The sequence below is a fragment of the Streptomyces sp. LS-MS-L19 genome (assembly GCF_058382285.1).
In genome coordinates, this window is the sequence record NZ_JBYCLL010000001.1 from 1,098,686 (window position 1) to 1,117,751 (window position 19,066).

Sequence of the window (19,066 nt, forward strand, 5' to 3'; positions counted from 1 at the left end):
CCGCGCGCGACGAAAGTTTCTCATCGACCGACACCTCAGACGGCTCGGGACACCGAGCCGCCCCCACCGGAAGGTGCACGAGTTGACGACGCGACGGGCAAGACTTCTCTCCCGGCGAGGCGCGGGGAGACTGACGGCGCTCCTCCTGGCGGTCGTCCTGCTTCCCCTGACGGCCGCCACCGCCCGGGCCGCCGAGCCCCCGCCGCCCGCAGCCCCGGCCGCCCGCGGCATGGTGGCCGCCATGCAGCCCGGCTGGAACCTGGGCAACACCTACGACGCCATCCCGGACGAGACCTCCTGGGGCAACCCGCCCGTGACCCGGGAACTCCTCAGGAAGGTCAGGTCGCAGGGCTTCAAGAGCATCCGCCTGCCCGTCACCTGGGGCACCCACCAGGGCAGCGCACCCGGCTACCCGATCGATCCGGCCTGGATGGCGAAGGTCGAGCAGGTCGTCGACTGGGCCATGGACGAGAACCTGTACGTGCTGCTCAACATGCACCACGACTCGTGGATGTGGGTCAACACCCTGTCCACCGACCATGACGCCGTCCTCGCCCGCTACGAAGCCACCTGGACCCAGATAGCGGCGAGGTTCCGCGACAAGCCGTCGAGGCTGGCCTTCGAGAGCGTCAACGAGCCGACGTTCAACGGCACTTCGGGCGACGACCAGAACTACCGGCTGCTGGCCGAGCTGAACCGCGCCTTCCACCGGATCGTCCGCGACTCGGGCGGCGGCAACACCCGACGCCTGCTCGTCCTGCCCACCCTGTACACCAACTCCGAGCAGGGCCGGCTCGACGCGCTCGCCGCCGAACTCACCGCCCTGCGCGATCCCATGGTCGCCACGACGATCCACTTCTACGGCTGGTGGCCGTTCAGTGTGAACATCGCCGGCTACACCCGCTTCGACGCCACTTCGCAAGCGGACCTCACGGACCAGTTCGACCGCGTGTACAACACCTTCGTCGCACATGGCATCCCGGTCGTCGTCGGCGAGTACGCCCTGCTCGCCTACGACCACAACCGACCCGGGATCATCGAACGGGGCGAGCAGCGCAAGTACTTCGAGTTCCTCGGCAACTACGCCCGCGAGCGGCAGCTCACCACCATGCTGTGGGACGCCGGCCAGTTCCTGAACCGCACCACCCTCCAGTGGCGCGACCCGGAGCTGTTCGGGCAGATCAAGTCGAGCTGGACCACGCGTTCGGGCACCGCCTCCACCGACCAGGTGTTCGTGTCCAAGTCCAGCCCGATCACGAGCCAGACCCTCACCCTGGACCCCGACGGCCCCGACTTCCAGAGCCTGCGACACGGCTCCCGCACCCTGCAGAAGGGCCGCGACTACACCCTCGACGGCAGCCGGCTCACCCTGACGGCCACCGCCCTCACCGAGCTGACCGGCGACCGGGCCTACGGCGTCAACGCCACGCTGGAGGCCAGGTTCTCCCGCGGTGTGCCATGGCGGATCGACGTGATCACCTACGACTCCCCCGTACTGTCGAGCGCGTCCGGGAACACCGCCGGCCTGACGGTTCCCACCCGGTTCCGAGGCGACCAACTGGCCACGATGGAAGCCAGGTACGACGACGGGAGCAACGCGGGCCCGGCGAACTGGACCTCCTACCAGCAGTGGGACAGCTCCTTCACGGCCTACACCGGCGACTCCATCAAGCTGACCGCCGAGTTCCTCACGTCCCTCAAGGACGGCTCCCGGGTGACCCTCACCTTCCACTTCTGGAGCGGCGGCTCGGCGACGTACCTCGTCACCAGGTCGGGCGACACGGTGACGGGTACGGCCGCCTGAGCCGTCGACAGCGCAGGCGGTGCCGGCCGGGCGGTGCTCAGCGGAGCCTGCTCGTCAGGTGATAGGCGCCGGACGGCAGCCGGTAGGAGGCCATGCCGTCCTCGTGCCCGAGGAACCGCACGCCGTCCGCGCGGGCCAGCGGGTCGCGGCCCTCGCGGACGGCGTCGGCGGAGTGGGCCGGGAGGCGCAGGGTGGCCTCGGTGTTCGCCGGCACCAGCGCGTCGTAGGAGAGGGTCGTGCCCTGGTCGTCGACCCTCCACTCGCTCCTGATCTCGCCGTACGGCGACTCGTGCGCGCCCACGACGTGCGTGATCCTCCCGGTCGGGTCGAGGTGCGGCTGCAGGACGAAGCGTTTGAAGCCGGGGCTGTCCGGGTCGCGGGCGATGCCGGCCATGTAGGCGTACATCCACTCCATGACGGCGCCGTAGGCGTAGTGGTTGAAGGAGTTCATGCTGACGGGTCCGAAGCCGTCCTCCTCGGAGTAGGAGTTCCAGCGCTCCCAGACCGTCGTCGCGCCGTTCTTCACCGAGTACCGCCAGGACGGCAGCGCGTCCTGGTGGAGCAGCCGGTACGCCAGGTCCGCGCGGCCCTCGTCGCTGAGGACGGGGGCGAGGACGTTGACGCCGAGGAAGCCCACGGAGAGCGTGTTCTCGGCGTACCTGACCCGGCTGCTGTCCGGGTGCGCCGCCTTGTAGGCCGCGTCGTTGCCGATGTTGTCCGCCAAGTGACCGACCAGGATGCGACGTTGGGCCTCGGTGTCGTAGAAGCCGAGCTTGAGGACCCACAGCAGGGCCGACTGGGTGTTGTCCTCGGTCTTCTGGTTCGGGTCGGCGCCGGGTTCGATCGGGGAGGCGTCGCCGAGGCTCGACCGCACCGTGACGGTGCCGTCCTCGGTACTGAGGTACTTCCTGATGAACGCCTTCTTGATGTGCGTGAAGAGCTGCTCGTAGGTCGTGGCGTCGGCGGTCCGGCCGACCGCTCGGGCCATCTGGGCCATGAGGCGGGCGACATGGCCGTAGTAGACGTCGCTCATGAGCCGGGCGCTGGTCTTCTGCGGGGCGAGCCAGTCGCCGGTCAGGGAGCCCTGCCCTGCGTGGGTGTCGCCGGTCTGCTGCCGGATCCAGTCGAGGTAGCGGGTCATGGCGGGCCAGTTGCGCTCGATGACGGCCGGGTCGCCGGTCATCTGCCACAGCGTCCAGGGCAGGACGACCCCGCAGTCCGCCCAACCGCTGCCGCCACCGGGGAAGTTGTAGCGTCCGCCGGGGGCGACTCCGGTGAACTGGGCCTGGTCCTGGCCGTAGAGGGTCTGGGAGTCGACCACCGTGTCCTGGAAGTGGCTGAGGAAGGGGCCCGCGTCGGCGTTGTACAGGCCGGTGGTGGCGAAGACCTGGGTGTCGCCGGTCCAGCCGAGGCGTTCGTCGCGCTGCGGGCAGTCGGTGGGGACCCAGAGGTAGTTGCCGCGCTGGCCCCAACGGACGTTGCTGATGAGCCGGTTGGTGTCCGGGTCGTTGGTGGTGAGGGTGCCCCTCTCACGGATCGCGGAGGTGGCGACCTTGCCGGTCAGGCCGGTGATCGTGACCGTCTCGGTCGTGGTGACGGAGGCGTAGCGGAAGCCGTAGAAGGTCAGCGAGTCCTGGTGGGTCTCCCCGTGGCGGTCCCCCTTGAGGACATAGGTGCTGGTGGCTTCGGCGCTGCGGAGGTTGGCCCGGTAGAGGGAGCCTTCGGGGCCGTCGGCTCCGGCGCTGGAGTCGTTGAGCATCTCGCCGAAGCGGAAGGTGACGCGGGCGCCCGCGGGGCCGCGCACGCTGTAGCGGGGGACGCCGACCATGTTCTGGCCGAGGTCGAAGACCGCGGTGTCGCCGGCGCCGATGGTGACGGGGACGGAGGCCGCCCGGTGGGGGTCGGTGACCGTCCGGTCGGGGTCGACGACGATACGGCCCCGGCCCTCGCCGGTGACCCCCGTGTACACGGTGACCGACTGCGGGCGGCGGTCCCAGCGGCTGATCAGCCGGGCCGACTCGGCCGGGTAGGCGAGGAGTCGGGCGTCCGGGTACCTGGTCTCGAAGGGTACGCGCTCGGTGTCGGACCAGTCGGAGTCGTCGTAGCCGGACGACGTCCAGCCGGGCAGTTCCTGCCGGGCGTCATAGGTCTGGCCGTCGTAGATGTCGTCGGCCCGCCAGGGGCCGGTGTCGGTGGCCTTCCAGGAGCCGTCCGCGCGGGTGACCAGGGACTCGGACGTGCCGTCGGTGTAGCGGATCAGCAGTCTGGCCTTGAGGGCGAGGGCGTTGCCGTCCTTCGCGTGGTACGTGCTGCCCTCGGAGACCCGGCCGTTGTACCAGCCGTTTCCGAGGACGGCCGCCAGGGTGACGGCCGGTTCGCGGGCCACGAGGTGCGTGACGTCGTAGGTGAGGTAGTTGACGCGCGCGTCGTAGTTCGTCCAGCCCGGGGGCAGCAGTTCGAGGGTGGTGCCGCCGTCCTGCGGGACGGTCACGCGGTGTCCGCTGACGTAGGTGTCGTGGACGCCGAGGGAGGAGACGTACAGGCGTGCCTCGCGGACCCGGCCTTTCAGCCGCGCCTCGGTGCGCAGCAGCGGTGCGCCGGGCGAGTGGGCCACCTTGCCCCGCATCCCGATCCACTGGGCGCCCTCCCAGTCGGTGACGCCGTCGGTGCTCATGAGGCCCGTCTCGAACCAGGCCACGGGGCCGGTGCCGACCTGCCGGCCGTCGGTGTCCCAGACGGTGACGGTCCAGTAGTAACGCGTGGACGGCTTCAGGGACTTGCCCCGGTAGCGAACGGCCACCGACTCGGCGGAGCGGACCCGACCGCTCGTCCACAGGTCCGCACGGCCGGGGGTCAGCCTGCCCGGCGAGCTCGCCACGAGGATCTCGTACGCGCCCTGGGACCTGCCCCGGCGGACGGACCGCATCCGCCAGCCGAACCGGGGCGCGGTGGCGTCCACGCCGAGCGGTTCGGTACGGTGCTCCACCGTCAGTCCGTCCACACTGCTCTCCTCCAGATCGGGTGCGGCCTGCGCGACCGTGCCGCCGCCCGCCGCGCCGGCCACTACGGGCACCGCGCCCGCGGTCGCCGCGAGCACGGTCCGGCGCCCCGGCCCGGCGGGTCGGCCCTCGGCGTCCGCCCCGGCCTCGTCAGGTGTGCCACTGCTCACTCCGTCGTCCCTTCGGTCGCCGGTACCGGGCTCATGAGCCGGCCTTGTAGTCGCTGTCCATGTCCTTGAGGAGGTCCTGGGGCGTGGACTGCCCGCTGAAGATCTCCTGGAGGCCGCTGAGCATGGTCTGCTGCACCTTGGCGTTGGGCCAGCGCTGGTCCATGAACGGCACGGTGCGGTTCGACCGGATGAACTGCGACAGCTCGGTGAGCGAGGTGTCGGCCTCGAAGCCCGTGTCGGGGAGCGAGGGCAGTCCGCCCTGCTTCTTGACGAACAGGTTCATGCCCTCGGGCGACATCACGAAGTTCACGAACTTCAGGGCGAGTTCGGGGTTCTTCGCCTTCGCGTTGACCGCGTAGCCGGCGCCGGCCGCGGCCGGGATGAGAGTCTGGGACGGGTCGTCGGTCGCCGGGAGGGCCTTCAGGGTGAAGGTGCCCTGGGGGTTCTTCTGCTTGAGAAGGGCGATGACCCAGTTGCCCTGGACGATGCCGAGGGTCTTGCCGGTGGCGGCGAGCTGCTGGCTGGCCTCGTAGTTGGTGCCCAGGGGGTTCTTCTGGAAGCAGCCGGTCTTCTCCATCGTCACGTACTTGTCCAGCGCGGTCGCCCACGCCGACTTCGCGAAGGTGGTCTGTCCGGACTGCATCTTCTGGTCGAAGTCGCGGTCCGGGCCGTAGACGGTGGTGGCGACCAGCGCGTACAGCACGAGCTGGGTCACCCAGTTGTCCTGGTTGCCCAGCGCGAAGGCGGGCGTGCCCTTGGCCTTGGCGTCCCGGCAGAACGCCAGCAGCTTGGTCCAGGTGTCCGGCGCGGTCAGGCCCGCCCTGTCCAGGGCCTGCTGGTTGTAGACCGCGCCGATGCCGTTCTGCCCGAAGATCGCGTTGTACGTCTTGCCCTCGTACTGGGCGACGCTCTTGATCGCCGCGGGCATCTTGGCGGCCCAGGCCTGGCCGGAGAGGTCGCGCAGGTAGCCCGGCTCGGCGAGGACGTTGGTGGCGCCGGGGTTCCCGTCGCCCGGCCACACCGACATCACGTCGGGGGCGGTGCCGGAGGCGAGCTGGGTGCGGATCTGCTGCTGGTACTGGTCGGCGCCGCTGGTGGTGTAGCGGACCTTGACGCCCGGGTTGGCCTTCTCGAACGCCTTGACGACGTCCTCGACGGAGCCCTGGTCGACCGAGGCCAGGGTCAGCGTCTTGGAACCGCCGCCCCCGGAGGCGGACTTGGTGCCGCCGCTGCACGCGGCGAGGAGGGTGGCGGCCGTCGTGGTGGCGACCAGGGCGGTGAGGATGCGTGTCTTCATGGTGTCTCCTCTGTGGAGCAGAAGGCGGGGTGTCATCCCCGCAGCCCTCCGGCAAAGCCGTTGATGATGCTGCGTTGCAGGAGGAAGTAGACGAGCAGGACGGGCAGGATGCTGATCACCAGCGCGGCGAAGATGAGGTTCCAGTCGGTGACGTACTGGCCGACGAACCCGGCGATCGCGACCGGCATGGTCTGCTGGGCGCTGCCGCTGAGGTACAGCAGCGGGGTGAAGAAGTCGTTCCAGACGGCGACCGTGTTGAGCACGAGCGCGGTCACGGTGATGGGCTTGAGCATCGGCAGGACGACGTGGCGGAAGCCCTGGAGCGGGGTGCAGCCGTCGATGAGAGCCGCGTCCTCGAAGTCCCTGGGCAGGGCGCGCAGGAAGCCGACGTAGAGGAAGACGGTGAAGGGCACCTGGAGGCCGGAGTAGAAGAGGACCAGGGCCCAGGGGGTGCCGAGCAGGCCGAGGTCGCGCATGGTCCGGTAGAGCGGCAGCGAGGCGAGCTGGAAGGGCAGTACCAGGCCGAGCAGGACGAGCAGGTAGGTACCCCGTGACCAGTGGGCCGTGATGCGGGCCAGCGGGTAGGCGGCCAGGGAGGAGACGGCCAGCACGATCAGGACGCTGCACACCGTCACCAGCAGGCTGTTGGCCAACGCGCCGCCGAGTCCGCCCTGTTGCCAGGCGTGGGTGAAGTTGTCGAGGGTCGGGGACCGGGTGGGGGCGATGGGGGACGAGGTGTCCGAGGTCGGTCGTATCGCCAGGTTCACCAGGACGTACACCGGGAAGCCGACGGTCAACGCGGCGGCGATCATGGCCAGTTCGAGGGCGAGGGTACGGGGGCGGTAACGGCTCATGATGCGGCCCTCTCACTGCGGGACAGCAGGACGTACTGGCCGGTGGAGACGACCGCGACGATGATCGTCAGGACCACCGCGAGGGCGATGCTGTAGCCGAACTCGCCGAGGGTGAAGGCGTCCTTGTAGATGAGGGTCGACAGGGTGTCGGTGGCGTGGCCGGGGCCGCCGCCGGTCAACGCGTAGACCTGGTCGAAGAGTTTGATCCCGCCGATGATCGACAGCATCAGGTTGATGGTGAGGGCCGGGGCGAGCAGCGGCCGGGTGACCGACCAGAAGCGCCGGACGGGACCGGCCCCGTCGAGTGCGGCCGCCTCATGGATCTCCTGGGGCACCGACTGGAGTCCGGCCAGGAAGATGACCATGGAGTAGCCGGCGTACTGCCACACGGTCACCCCGACCACCGCCCACAGCGCCAGGTCGGGGCTCCCGAGCCAGTCCTGCCGCCAGGAGTCGAGGTCCACGGCACCGAACAGGCTGTTCACCGCCCCGTCCGGGCCGAGCAGGTTGCGCCACAGGTACGCGGTCACGATCGGAGTGATCACGGCCGGGGCGAACAGCAGCACCCGGAGCAGGTTGCGGGACTTGATGGCCGAATTCACGCCCAGGGCCAGGAGCAGCCCCAGGGAGTTCTGGACGACGGTGATGGCAACGGCGATCAGCAGGGTGTGCCAGATCGCCTGGACCGCGTCGGCGTCGTGGAACATGTCGGCGAAGTTGCCGAGGCCCACGAAGGAGAAGTGGGGATCGAGGCCGTCCCAGTCGGTGAACGCGTAGTACACGCCACGGGCGCTCGGCACGAGCACCACGAAGGCGAACAGCAGCAGGGCCGGCGCCATGAACCACCAGGGTGGTCCGGTGCGCGCCCGGCGGGCAGGGGTGGCGGGGGTCACGGGCGGACCTGCTTCCTTGAAACGTTTCACGTCACGCCTGGAGAACCGGATGGGTAACGTTTCCCATCGGTGGTGCCAGACCTTAAGGAGCCCCCGCCATGACGTCAAGATGCCGCGCAAGCTGCGCGATTGTTACGAGGTCCGGGCCGGGTCCGCCTACATTCCCTGGGTGATCACGCTTACGCCGCGCGGGCAATCTCCGTACACTTTTGGCCAACGTTGCCCATGGCGTCGGAGGAAGAGCCGCATGGAGCCGCCCGCATCACCCCGTCGCGTCACCATCGTCGACGTGGCCCGTCACGCCCAGGTGTCCACCACCGCGGTGTCCAAAGTGCTGCGCAACGCGTACGGGGCCAGTCCCGAGATGCGGGCCAAGGTGCGCCGGGCGATCGAGGAGCTGGGCTATCGCCCGCTGGCGGCGGCGCGGGGGCTGCGCGGGCAGACGTACACGATCGGCGTGATGCTGCCGGACATCCGCAACCCCTTCTTCCCGGAGATCCTCGACGGCATCACCGGCTGCCTGGAGGACACCGACTACCAGGTCCTGCTGGGCCCGGGCGGCAACGGGGAGAAGGAGGAGGCCAAGGTCACCGAGGCCATGATCGACCGGGGGATGGACGGTCTCATCCTGGTCGCTCCGGTGTCTCCGCTCAGCCATCTCGAGCATGTCGCCTCCGTCGTGCCGACGGTGGTCGTCGGCCGCCACGGGAACTCGCCGGCCTACGACAGCGTCGGCGACGACGACGTGGCGGGGGCGGCGCTGGTGGTCGGCCATCTCGCGGGGCTCGGGCACCGCCGGATCGCCCACATCGAGCACCACGAGACCGATCCGACCCGCAGCGTCGAGATGCCGAACGCCCAGCGCGCCGACGGCTACCGGCGGGCCATGCGGGACCTCGGCCTGGACGCGGAGATCGACGTCGTCTCCACGACCTACACGCAGCAGGGCGGCTACGAGGGCGCGCTGGAGCTGCTGGCCCGTCCGCGCAGGCCCACGGCCGTCTTCGCGGGCGCCGATGTCGTGGCCATGGGGGTGCTGGAAGCGGTGGCCGAGGCCGGTCTCTCGGTTCCCGGGGACATCTCGGTGGCAGGCTACGACAACACAACCTTCGCCGCGTTCGGCGCGATCTCCCTGACCAGCGTCGACCAGGCGGGCAGCGAGATCGGCCGGAACGCCGCCCGGCTGCTCCTGGAGCGGATCGCCGACCGCGCCAAGCCGTCGGTCCGGATCAGGCTCACCCCGACACTGGTGGCCCGCCGGACCACGGCGGCGCCGCCGGGCGTGTAAGACGGGTCGCTCGGAGGGCGGTCCGGCTTCGGGTTGCCTGGACGCAGGTGCGGCTTCGGGACGCCTGGACGCCGGTGCGGCTTCGGGTTGCCTCGCTGTCGGCGATGGAGGTGCCGGAGCCGATGGCCCGCGTGGTCCGCTGGACGCGCGGCACCGCTCTGGACGGGCGACGGCACCGCGAGGGCGGTCGTCGGCGGCGTGATCCCGGCGGCCACCGTTCGCGGCCCGCCTGGCACGGCCGGCGGGCCGGCCGCCTCGGAGACCGGCCCGCCGGAGTGTCTGCCGGACGGCCCCGGCCCCGGTACCGGTCAGGAAAGCTCCTCCCCCGCGGTCAGCGGTGTCACCGTCACCTGGTCGATGACGGGGGCGTACGCGGAGCGCTGGCCGTACTCGTTCCTGGTGTCGCCCGCGAAGTCGGGGAGTTCGTCGCACGTGAAGGTGAGGGTGTTGAGGCCCGGGCGCAGGGTGACGGGCACGGCCAGGGTCCAGAAGTTGTTGAAGTGGAAGGTGGTGGGGAACAGGACGCGGTGCGCGGGGCCGCCGTTGACGGAGATGTCGGCGTGCCGGCAGACCGGGTCCGGGTTGTAGTGGGTGGCGGGCGGCTGCTCGCCGTTGGAGTAGCGGACGGTCAGCGCGTGGCGTCCGGCGCGGTCCGCGGTGACCGTCAGGGAGAGCGCGTTCGCGGGCCCGGCGCCGACGCCCTCGACCGCCTTGCCGCCGTGGGCGTACGGGTATCCGGTCACCCTCGCCGTCCCGGTCAGGACGCCTTCCGCGGCGGCGTGCACGCTCGTGGGCAGGAGTCCCCGCGAGGGGGCGATCCGCAGTCGGTCCACGATCAGTCGGTCCGAGGTCCCGGTCACGGTGACCTTGTTGACGCCACCGGCCAGGAAGAGGGGTACGGCGCCGCGCTCGACGCGTCCGATCTCCTCGCCGTTGACGCTCAACACCCCTTCCCCGGGCCCGAGCACGTCGACGGTGACGGAGGCTTCGCCGTCGTCGGCCGCGTGCGCCCAGAAGGTGACGGTGCCGCCTCGCGGGAGTACGGCGACTCCGGGTCCGGAGGCTCCGCGATGGGCGTGGCTGACCCGGGCGCCCTCGCCGAGATCCGCGAACTCGGCGTCGTACAGGGCGGTTTCGTCCTCGCCGCGCAGGACCAGGTCCAGCTTGTCGATGACCGCGTCGCCCTTGGTGACACCGAGGTCGGGGTCCTGGGCGGCGAGGGTGATCCGGTGCCGGCCCGCCGTCAGCCGCACCCGGGTGTCGGTGTGCCCCCACACCGCCGGCTTGTAGCCGAGCGGCAGCCGCAGTTCGCGAGGGTCCTCGCCGTCGACGCGCAGGAAGACATTGGTGGGGCCCTGCTCGCGCACCAGGTCCGCGAGATTGTGCGAGTTGGCGAACACCAGCAGGTCGTACGTCCCGTCCTGCGGGACCTCGACGTCGAAGGCGAGCACCCCGTCGGAGCCGGTGCGCAGTCCGCCCACGTGGTAGCCGCCGGAGGTGGCGAACCGGTCGACGGCGGACGGGGATCCCTCGGGTCCGTTCTTCGAGTAGCCCCGGCCCGTGTAGGTCGCGTCCTCGGCCTCGTACGTCCGCCTCCAGCGCACCGCGGGCGGCAGGGACGCGGCCCCGTTGCCGCCGGGTGACAGGATCACCTGGTAGGCGGACATCGCGTCGAGATCGGTCAGACCGATCGTCACCCGGCCGTCCGTCACCGGGAGTTCCTCGTCGCGGAGCCGCAAGGGCTGTCCGCCGGCGCCGAGTTGACCGGTCCAGGGGATCTCCACGAGCCGCACGTGCGCCACGGCACCGAAGACCTCCGCGTCCACGCCCTCGAAGACGAGGTCCGCCGCACCGCCCGCTCCCCCGAACAGAGCCCGCGCCTGCCGCTTGTCGCGGTCGAGGGTGGCGACGCCCTGGAGGGTGTACTGCACGTTGGGGTGCGGGGCGACGACCCGGACGGTGTTCCCGGTCAGCTGTCCGTAGGCGTTGTACAGCCACCACTGGCCGTTGGCCTTGTTCGCCTCCACCGCCGAGTCGTTGAGGTTGCCCGCGATGTTCCAGTAGGCGAGGTCGGCGTCGACCTTCGACTCCTCGATCGCGGCGATCCACTGGATCATCTGGCCGGGCACCGAGACGTGGTAGTTGTGCGCGTACTCGTTGATGTTGACGGGCAGCGGGCCGATGCCCAACTCCCGTTCCAGCTCACGGTACTTGGCTATGTTGGTGCGGACCTCGTCGGGCGAGGACAGTTCGTGCCAGGTGACGATGTCCGGCAGCACGTCACGGGACTTCGCGAACTCGAGGAAGTCCCTGACCTCGGGGTACAGGATGCAGGTGTTGGGGCCGGCCACCCGGGCGTCCGGGTCGAGGTCCTTGATCAGGCGGTAGGCGGCCTCCCAGGCGGCGAAGTAGTGGTCCGGCTCGGTCCGCCAGGACACCCCGTCGTAGCTCCACTCCCCCTCGCCGAACATGTTGCCCTCGGGTTCGTTGAACGGCACGTACACGACGTGGGACCTCAACTCCCCCAGGGTCAGCACGTGTTCGACCTGGCGGCGGATCACGTCCAGGTGCCCCGCGAGCCGCTCCTCGCCGGTGGCGCCGGGCCACTCGTAGGGAAAGCCGCGGTAGAAGTCGGGCAGGTAGACGTAGACGTCCTTGCCGCCGGCCGCGACGAAGGGCGGCAGGATCTCCAGGGCGTCGCCGCCGGGGTGCTGGGTGCCGTCCTGGGCCTTGGTCGTCACCGTGCGCGGGTACATGCCCTCGACCACCACGCGGCTGGGCACGCCGTCGCCGTAGAGGCCGTAGAGGGTGCCGCTCGCTCCGCCGTGGAAGGGGCCGGTCTCGGTGCCGAGGTCGATGGTGAGCTGGTCGGGGGCGGGGCCTTCGGCTGTCACGGCGTCCATCCTTCGTTCGGCATGTCGTACGACGGTCGATGATCCGCACCGACCTGGACGAACGTAGGAACCGCGGGTGGACCGCGTCAACAGGGAGCACGTTCCGAAACTTCCGAAACCGCAGGTCGGGGGCGTCAGGCGCGCAGCACTCCGAGGGTGCCCTCCAGTCGGCCGAGCAGTTCGCCGAGCCGGCCGGCGAGTTCGTCCCGCGCCTCGGGGGTGAGGACGGACAGTACGGCCGTCTCGTAGGCCAGTTGCTCGGGCAGGATTCCGTCGACCAGGTCGCGGCCGGCGTCGGTGAGCCGGACGTGGGCGACGCGCCGGTCGCGGGTGTCGCCGCGGCGCTCCACCAGGCCCCGCTCGGTCAGCTGCTTGAGGCGCTTGGTGACGGCGGCGCCGGAGGAGAAGGTCTCGCGGGCCAGGTCGCCGGGGGTGAGTTCGTGGCCGGTGCGGCGCAGGGCGCCGAGCAGGTCGAACTCGGGGCGGCTGAGCCCGGCCCGGCGCAGCGGGGCGTCCTCGGCCTGCTGGAGGAGGGCGGCGCAGCGGTTGACCCGGCCGATGATCTCCATGGGGCCGGTGTCGAGGCCGGGGTGGACGGTCTGCCACTGCCGGACGACGGCGGCGACGGTGTCGGTTCTCGTCGGGTCCGCCGGTCGTCCGTTCGGTGCCGTCATGCGCGTGCGCCCTCCGCTCTGTGGTGCCGGACCGTCGCGGCGAGCGTACGGTGTCCGGTCCGCTCGGCGCGCACGACCCTCTCCTGGGGCAGGTCCCGCTGCCACCATTCGCCGGAGGCGGCCTCGACGGTGGCCCGCAGATCGACCAGGGCGGCGGCGAGGGCACGGCGGGCACGGTCCGGCGCGCCGGGCTCCGGGTGCGGTTCCGCGAGGAGCAGCTCGGTGCGCTCCTGAGCCCTTTCCACGGCGGCCAGCGCCTGCTCGACGCGGTCGCCCGCCCGCCGGTTGGTGACGGCGACCGCGGCGACGAATCCCACCAGCGCGCCGACGAGGGTGTCGGCGACCCGCTCGGCGATCAGCCGGCCCGGCTCCTGGTGTCCGGCGAACTCGGTGATGAGCAGCGCCATCGGGGTCACGCAGATGCTGCCGAGCCAGTAGTTGCGGCCGATGAGCGCCTCGGCACCGAAGTTGAGGGCGAGGGAACACAGGACGAGCGCGGCGGGCCCGAGATGGGCGAGCGGGACCACGGCGGCGAACACCAGCACCCCGAGGAGGTTGCCGACGACCCGCTGGACGCCCCGGCTCCAGGTGAGGGTGACGTTGGCCTGGTAGAGGGAGGCCGCGGTGACCAGGGCCCAGTAGGGGCGGCCGACGCCGAGCGCGAGGGAGGCGTAGCCGGCCAGGGCGCAGCCCAGGGCGGTGCGGACGGCGATCGGGGCGAGCGGGCCCAGGGCGCGCCACCAGGGGCGGCCGGGGAGGGACCGTTCGATGTCCACACCGAGGAGTTCGTCGTCGTACGACGTCGTCGGGACCGGTCCGTTGCCGCGCAGGGCGCGGGCCCAGGCGCGCAGCCGGCTCGGGTCGGTGTCGGCCGGGGCCGCGAGGGCGACCTCGGCGCGGACGACGAGGCGTTCGAGGGCGCGCCGGGTCCCGGAGCGGGTGCCGGCCGCCAGGAGGGTGTGCCAGGCGGCCTGGACCGCGGCGTGGGCGGTCCGGCCGGTGTGGGCGCCGGGGCTGTCCAGGTGCGCGGCGGCCGCGTTCAGCGCGTGGGCGGTGGCCCGCCGCTCCGGGCCGTGCGGGCGCAGCAGGCCGGGTGCCATGCCGACGAGCCAGGCCCAGGCGCCCGCGGCGAGGGCCAGGGCGAGGTGGCCGGGGACCTGAGGGAGGGTCTGCGGGGCGAAGAGGGACGCGGAGCTGATGAAGGTGAGGACCACGTGGCCCGGCGGGCCGATCCGGGTGGCGTCGCACAGCGTCTTCTGTACGGCGGCCACCAGGGCGCCGACCGTGACGAGGACGACCGCGCTGCCGGTGAGGGAGGCTGCGACCAGGCCGGTCCCGAGGCCGGCGACCATGCCGAGCACCACCCAGGCCAGGGCGCGGGCCCGGGCGGCGTAGGGCCGGTGGTGGGCGTAGAGCGCGCACAGGGACCCGGCCATGGTGTACATCGCCAGGTCGAGGCGGCCGAGGGCGAGCAGGGTGAGGTTGGGCGGGGCGACCGCGACGACCACGCTGAGGGCGGGCTTGAACCAGATGTCGGAGGGCTTGCCGAGGCGCAGCACGCCGGTCAGCGGGAGACGGGCGTTCATGGGAGCAACCTTAACAGGTGTTTTACTCGTAAACGATGCTCACCAGGCCTCCCTGACCTGCTGTGCTCCGTCGCACGCTCCCTGTGTACATCCTTGCGCTCGATTGCGCGCCGCGCGGTCCGGGCATCCCTTGACCGACCGTCGACGGGGGAGGTGGACGTGCACGGACCGGCTTCGCCCGGCTGGCTGCTCGTGGCGCTCTGCGCGGCGACCGGGGCGTACTGCCTGCTGCGGATGCGCAGCAGGGTCGAGGAACAGCGCCGGGCCGCGGGTGGCGAGGCGCTGATGGGCTTCGGCATGGCCGCGATGGCCGTACCGGCCGCCGTGTTCACACCACCCACGTGGGCCTGGCCGCTCTACGCCGCCGTGTTCGGCGCGGCCGCGCTGCGCGCGCTGTGGGCGGCGCGCACCGACACCCATCATCTGCACCACCTGGTGGGGGCCGGGGCCATGGTCTACATGGCGGTGGTGATGGCGACCTCGCCCGGACACCACGGCGGTGCGGGCGTCCCTCTGGTGACGGGCGTGCTGCTCCTCTACTTCACGGGGTACGTCCTGCTGTCCGGTGCCCGCCTGATACCGGTGCCCGCCGGTGTCACGGCCGCCGGCTGGGGCGACCGGCCCGAACTCGCGCGCGCGTGCCGGCTGTCGATGGGCATCGGGATGGTGGCCATGCTGCTGACGATGTGAATCGGCGCCCCCTCACCCGGGGGATTGGCCCCGAGGCGGACCGGTCGGCGAGGATCGCAGTATGCACACCTCGTCCGTCGCCTCCCCGCCCCGTCCCCCGGAGCACCGGACCGCGGCTCGCGCCACCGGTGTCCTCACCCTGTGCTCGGTGCTGCTGCTCGTGCTGGTGGTCGCCGACTGGCGCCCGCTGCTCAGCGCCGACGGCGACCTCGCCGAGACCACGCACCGCTGGGCGGTCGACGAACCAGGGCTCACCCATGCCTTCCGGATCCTCTCGGACTGGGTCTGGGACCCCTGGACGATGCGCATCCTGGCCGCGGCCGCGGCGATCTGGCTGGTGTGGCGACGCCATGCCCGCTGGACGGCCCTATGGCTGGTGGCCACATGTGCGCTGGGCACACTGGTCCAGCAGGTCCTGAAAGCCGCCGTCGGCCGTGAACGCCCCGTCTGGCCGGACCCCGTCGACACCGCGCACTTCGCGGCCTACCCCTCGGGGCACGCCCTGACGGCCACGGTCGTGTGCGGCCTCCTGCTGTGGCTCCTCCACCGTCACGGCGTCCGAGGTGCCCTGTGGGTGACGGCCCTGGCCGGCGCCGCGCTCTCCGTCGTGGGCGTCGGGCTGACCCGTGTCTGGCTGGGCGTCCACTGGCCGTCCGACGTGCTCGGCGGGTGGGTCCTGGGCGCGGCGCTGGTGGCGCTGGCGGTGCTGGTCCACCGGCGCTGGGTGCCGGGGGCGGGGCCGCGAGAGGAGCACACGGGGCCGCACGACGAGTGAGCACCGGCGCCTAGGATCGTCGTATGACTGCCGTCCTCTTCGACTTCTCGGGCACCCTCTTCCGGATCGAGTCCACCGAGTCCTGGCTGCGGGCCGTCCTCGACCAGGCCGGACTCACCCTCGCCGAGGCCGAGTTGACGCGCGCCGCGCGGGCACTGGAGAACGCGGGGGCGCTGCCCGGCGGGACGGCGCCCGGGGTGCCGATGCCGGACGAGGTCGCCGCCGTGTGGGAGGTGCGGGACGAGAGCGCCGAGTTGCACCGGTCCGCCTACACCGGTCTCTCGCGGCTGGTCCCGCTGCCGGACCCGGCCCTGCACGACGCGCTGTACGAACGGCACATGTCCCCCGCCGCCTGGCAGACCTATCCCGACGCCGCCGAGGTGCTGCGCACCCTGCGCGAGCGCGGGATCGGGGTGGGCGTGGTCAGCAACATCGGCTGGGACCTCCGGCCCGTCTTCCGCGCGCACGGCCTCGATCCGTACGTCGACGCGTACGTGCTGTCGTACGAGCACGGCGTCCAGAAGCCGGATCCCAGGCTTTTCAAGACAGCCTGCGCGGTGCTCGGCGTCGAGCCCCGGGACGTCCTGATGGTCGGCGACGACCGGCGGGCGGACGGCGGTGCGGCGGCCCTGGGCTGCGGGGTGCACTTCGTGGACCATCTGCCGGTGGCGCGGCGCCCCGACGGGCTGCGGCCGGTCCTCGACCTGGTCGGCCGGTAGCCGGGACGACCTCGCGCACGCGCCGTGATCGGCGGTCGGAAAAAGGTGTCCGAAAACGGGGTGGTCACCCCGCCGGGAAGGTCGCCTGAGGCCACCACTGGGGCGTATGCTCGCCCACCCTGGACGATCCCCCGCGTCGCCCAGAGCAGGCGGCAGCCCCGACCAGGCCTTTCACGGGCCGGTCCGGACGCGCTGAGTATAGTTGGCTGATAGCCAGTCAACGCAGGAGTTACAGCATGTCCCCGCGCAGCGCCTCGGTCAATGAAGAGTTGCGCCGCCGTTCCCGGGAGCGGCTCCTGCAGGCGGCTCTCGAACTGGTCTCCGAGCGCGGATACGAGTCCACGACCCTCGGTGACATCGCGGACCGGGCCGGTTCGGCGCGCGGTCTGGTGTCGTACTACTTCCCCGGCAAGCGTCAGCTGGTGCAGTCCGCCGTGCACCGGCTCATGCACCGCACGCTGGAGGAGGCCCTGGAGCGCGAGCCGCGCACCGAGGACGGCCGGGAGCGGATGGCGCGGGCCATCGACGCGGTCCTCGGCCTGGCCCGGGACCGGACCGTGCTGATGCGCCAGCACATGGCCGGCCTGCTGGACACCGACGGCTTCGTGGAGTGCCCGGAGCAGCAGCGCCTCGCCGAACTGCTGCGGGACACCATGGAACGCCACGGCTCGCAGACGGTCGAGACCGACTACCCGATGCTGCGCTCACAGCTCATGGGCGCGGTCTACGCGATGGTCGTGCCGAACGTCCCGATGCCGATCGGGACGCTGCGCGCCGAACTGTTCGCGCGCTACCGGCTCGACTGGGAGCAGGGCGTCCCGCCGGGCACCGAGGCGCCCGGCGGGACGTGTGACGCGGATCTGTCGCGGTTCTTCGAGACGGGCCGGGAGCCCGGGGATCAGTCGAAGTAGTCCGGCTGGGTCTGGACGTTGAGCTCCCCGAGCCGCACCTTCTTGGCCGGATCCGTCCGCCGGTCGCTGAGCTTCAGCACGTCGAAGCCCTTGGCGATGTCGTTGGAGTAGATGTAGCCGTTGTAGTAGTACGCCGACCACGCTCCGCCGGTCTGCATGGCGGTGGTGCTCAGCGGGCCGCGCTCGAAGTAGCCGATCTCCCTGGGCTTCGCGGAGTCGGTGAAGTCCCACACGGAGACACCGCCCTGGTACCAGGCCTGGACCATGATGTCCTTGCCCTTGACCGGGATCAGCGAGCCGTTGTGCGCGACACAGTTCTCGGTGTCGGCCTGATGGCGCGGGATCTTGAAGTAGCTGCGGAAGACGAGCTTGCGCTTGTCGCCCTTGCCAACGATGTCGTAGATGCCGTCGGCACCGCGGTTCGGACCGATCTGCGCGTTGCAGGTGGCCGCACCGCCGCCGCCCAACTCGTCGGTGAAGACGACCTTGTTCGCCTTCTGGTTGAAGGTCGCCGAGTGCCAGAACGCGAAGTTCACGTTGTCCTGCACCCGGTCGATGACCTTCGGGCGCTCCGGGTCCTTGATGGAGAACAGGATGCCGTCACCCATGCAGGCGCCCGCCGCGAGGTCCTTGTCCGGGAGGACCGTGATGTCGTGGCAGCCGGTGGTCTTGGAGACGCCCGGGTTGGTGGGCGCGCCGGGGTTGCCGCCGCCGTCGGGGCCCTCGCCGGGGAAGAGCACCGGGAAGTTCACGACCGCAGCCTTCTCGGGGGCGTTGCGCGGCACCTTGATGACCGAGATGCCGTCGTGCGGCGGCTGGCAGTCGGGGTAGGTGGCGCTCGGCGAGTACGAGGAGACGTAGAGGTAGACGTTCCGGCGCTCGGGCACCAGCGTGTGGGTGTGCGAGCCGCAGGCGGTCTCCACGGCGGCGACGTACTTCGGGTTCCGCTTGTCGCTGATGTCGAAGACCTTCATGCCCTCCCACGACGACTTCTCGGTCGCGGGCTGGGTGGTGCTGCTGCAACTGCTGTCACTGCGCGAGGAGTCGGTGGAGAGGAACAGCAGGTTCCCGGAGACGGAGATGTCGTTCTGCGAACCGGGGCACAGCACCTGGGCGACCGTCCTCGGCGCCTTGGGGTTGCTGATGTCGAAGATGCGGAAGCCGTCGTAGTTGCCGGCGAACGCGTACCGGCCCTGGAAGGCCAGGTCCGAATTGGTGCCGGGCAGCGCGTCCTTGGGGACGTTGACGAGGTGTTCGATGTTGTCGGAGTGGACGATCTCGTCCTGGCCGGGGATCTCGCCGTCGGCTATCGCCGCGCGCACTTCGGCCTCGGTGCTCCTGGACACCCCCTTGCTCGCGGCCGGCCCGTCCCCGGGGTCGGGGGTGGCGACGGCCGGACCGGCGGTCAGCAGCGCGGCCAGGAGGCCCGCGGCGGCCGCGGCAACTCCCAGACGTCTGTGCCGGGTTCGGGACTCACTCAACAGGATCACTGTTTCCTCCCTGTGCCGTTCA

Annotated in this window: 14 protein-coding genes; 6 read left to right on the top strand and 8 right to left on the bottom strand. The window is 71.1% G+C overall.

Annotation, left to right across the window (positions count from 1 at the left end; genetic code table 11):
• The first annotated feature begins 73 nt into the window (after nucleotides 1-73).
• Nucleotides 74-1,804, top strand: a complete 1,731-nt coding sequence (locus AC2XR2_RS04825) for a cellulase family glycosylhydrolase (protein ID WP_491514370.1) — start codon at nucleotides 74-76, stop codon at nucleotides 1,802-1,804.
• Between the two features lie 37 nt (nucleotides 1,805-1,841).
• Here AC2XR2_RS04825 and AC2XR2_RS04830 read toward each other — a convergent pair whose 3' ends face one another.
• From AC2XR2_RS04830 to AC2XR2_RS04845, 4 genes are read right to left on the bottom strand one after another with little or no spacing between them, the layout of a single operon-like run.
• The gene (locus AC2XR2_RS04830) at nucleotides 1,842-4,973 is read right to left on the bottom strand and encodes an alpha-L-rhamnosidase (protein WP_491514371.1); all 3,132 of its coding nucleotides are present in this window, start codon (nucleotides 4,971-4,973) and stop codon (nucleotides 1,842-1,844) included.
• A gap of 31 nt (nucleotides 4,974-5,004) precedes the next feature.
• Nucleotides 5,005-6,270, bottom strand: coding sequence for an ABC transporter substrate-binding protein (locus AC2XR2_RS04835; RefSeq protein ID WP_491514372.1), 1,266 nt, complete (start codon nucleotides 6,268-6,270; stop codon nucleotides 5,005-5,007).
• Between the two features lie 32 nt (nucleotides 6,271-6,302).
• Nucleotides 6,303-7,124, bottom strand: a complete 822-nt coding sequence (locus AC2XR2_RS04840; RefSeq protein ID WP_381302219.1) for a carbohydrate ABC transporter permease — start codon at nucleotides 7,122-7,124, stop codon at nucleotides 6,303-6,305.
• Entirely contained in the window at nucleotides 7,121-8,017 is an 897-nt protein-coding gene (locus AC2XR2_RS04845) for a carbohydrate ABC transporter permease (protein WP_491514373.1), read from the bottom strand. The genes AC2XR2_RS04840 and AC2XR2_RS04845 overlap by 4 nt, the downstream gene beginning before the upstream one ends.
• A 247-nt stretch (nucleotides 8,018-8,264) precedes the next feature.
• Between AC2XR2_RS04845 and AC2XR2_RS04850 the strand changes: the two genes are divergently transcribed.
• Nucleotides 8,265-9,305: a LacI family DNA-binding transcriptional regulator gene (locus AC2XR2_RS04850; RefSeq protein ID WP_449352832.1), complete on the top strand. Its 1,041-nt coding sequence runs from the start codon at nucleotides 8,265-8,267 to the stop codon at nucleotides 9,303-9,305.
• Between the two features lie 308 nt (nucleotides 9,306-9,613).
• Here the strand turns inward: AC2XR2_RS04850 and AC2XR2_RS04855 are convergent, their stop codons facing one another.
• The 3 genes from AC2XR2_RS04855 to AC2XR2_RS04865 form a co-directional block, all read right to left on the bottom strand.
• Nucleotides 9,614-12,208 (bottom strand): cellulosome protein, encoded by a 2,595-nt coding sequence (locus AC2XR2_RS04855; RefSeq protein WP_491514374.1) that lies wholly within the window; start codon nucleotides 12,206-12,208, stop codon nucleotides 9,614-9,616.
• Between the two features lie 125 nt (nucleotides 12,209-12,333).
• On the bottom strand, nucleotides 12,334-12,873 hold the full coding sequence (locus tag AC2XR2_RS04860; RefSeq protein WP_356457767.1) for a MarR family winged helix-turn-helix transcriptional regulator: 540 nt from the start codon (nucleotides 12,871-12,873) through the stop codon (nucleotides 12,334-12,336).
• Nucleotides 12,870-14,459, bottom strand: coding sequence for an FUSC family protein (locus tag AC2XR2_RS04865; protein ID WP_491514375.1), 1,590 nt, complete (start codon nucleotides 14,457-14,459; stop codon nucleotides 12,870-12,872). The genes AC2XR2_RS04860 and AC2XR2_RS04865 overlap by 4 nt, the downstream gene beginning before the upstream one ends.
• Nucleotides 14,460-14,618: 159 nt before the next feature.
• On the opposite strand from AC2XR2_RS04865, the gene AC2XR2_RS04870 reads away from it, so the two are divergent.
• The 4 genes from AC2XR2_RS04870 to AC2XR2_RS04885 all read left to right on the top strand — a co-directional run bounded on the left by AC2XR2_RS04870 (nucleotide 14,619) and on the right by AC2XR2_RS04885 (nucleotide 17,554).
• Nucleotides 14,619-15,149: a DUF5134 domain-containing protein gene (locus AC2XR2_RS04870; RefSeq protein ID WP_491514376.1), complete on the top strand. Its 531-nt coding sequence runs from the start codon at nucleotides 14,619-14,621 to the stop codon at nucleotides 15,147-15,149.
• Nucleotides 15,150-15,210: 61 nt separating this feature from the next.
• Nucleotides 15,211-15,924, top strand: a complete 714-nt coding sequence (locus tag AC2XR2_RS04875; protein ID WP_491514377.1) for a phosphatase PAP2 family protein — start codon at nucleotides 15,211-15,213, stop codon at nucleotides 15,922-15,924.
• A gap of 23 nt (nucleotides 15,925-15,947) precedes the next feature.
• Nucleotides 15,948-16,643, top strand: a complete 696-nt coding sequence (locus AC2XR2_RS04880; RefSeq protein WP_491514378.1) for an HAD family hydrolase — start codon at nucleotides 15,948-15,950, stop codon at nucleotides 16,641-16,643.
• Between the two features lie 236 nt (nucleotides 16,644-16,879).
• Complete coding sequence (locus AC2XR2_RS04885; RefSeq protein WP_381302210.1) at nucleotides 16,880-17,554, top strand: TetR/AcrR family transcriptional regulator; 675 nt, start codon at nucleotides 16,880-16,882, stop codon at nucleotides 17,552-17,554.
• On the opposite strand, the gene AC2XR2_RS04890 is transcribed toward AC2XR2_RS04885, so the two are convergent.
• Nucleotides 17,542-19,044: an LVIVD repeat-containing protein gene (locus AC2XR2_RS04890; RefSeq protein ID WP_381302209.1), complete on the bottom strand. Its 1,503-nt coding sequence runs from the start codon at nucleotides 19,042-19,044 to the stop codon at nucleotides 17,542-17,544. The two genes, AC2XR2_RS04885 and AC2XR2_RS04890, sit on opposite strands and share 13 nt — an antisense overlap.
• Between the last annotated feature and the right edge of the window lie 22 nt (nucleotides 19,045-19,066).

What these genes read in the sequence shown, in the direction of transcription:
- AC2XR2_RS04835 (WP_491514372.1), bottom strand. Translation starts at nt 6,270, where the DNA reads ATGAAGACACGCATCCTCACCGCCCTGGTCGCCACCACGACGGCCGCC.
- AC2XR2_RS04840 (WP_381302219.1), bottom strand. Translation starts at nt 7,124, where the DNA reads ATGAGCCGTTACCGCCCCCGTACCCTCGCCCTCGAACTGGCCATGATC.
- AC2XR2_RS04850 (WP_449352832.1), top strand. Translation starts at nt 8,265, where the DNA reads ATGGAGCCGCCCGCATCACCCCGTCGCGTCACCATCGTCGACGTGGCC.
- AC2XR2_RS04855 (WP_491514374.1), bottom strand. Translation starts at nt 12,208, where the DNA reads ATGGACGCCGTGACAGCCGAAGGCCCCGCCCCCGACCAGCTCACCATC.
- AC2XR2_RS04860 (WP_356457767.1), bottom strand. Translation starts at nt 12,873, where the DNA reads ATGACGGCACCGAACGGACGACCGGCGGACCCGACGAGAACCGACACC.
- AC2XR2_RS04865 (WP_491514375.1), bottom strand. Translation starts at nt 14,459, where the DNA reads ATGAACGCCCGTCTCCCGCTGACCGGCGTGCTGCGCCTCGGCAAGCCC.
- AC2XR2_RS04875 (WP_491514377.1), top strand. Translation starts at nt 15,211, where the DNA reads ATGCACACCTCGTCCGTCGCCTCCCCGCCCCGTCCCCCGGAGCACCGG.
- AC2XR2_RS04880 (WP_491514378.1), top strand. Translation starts at nt 15,948, where the DNA reads ATGACTGCCGTCCTCTTCGACTTCTCGGGCACCCTCTTCCGGATCGAG.
- AC2XR2_RS04885 (WP_381302210.1), top strand. Translation starts at nt 16,880, where the DNA reads ATGTCCCCGCGCAGCGCCTCGGTCAATGAAGAGTTGCGCCGCCGTTCC.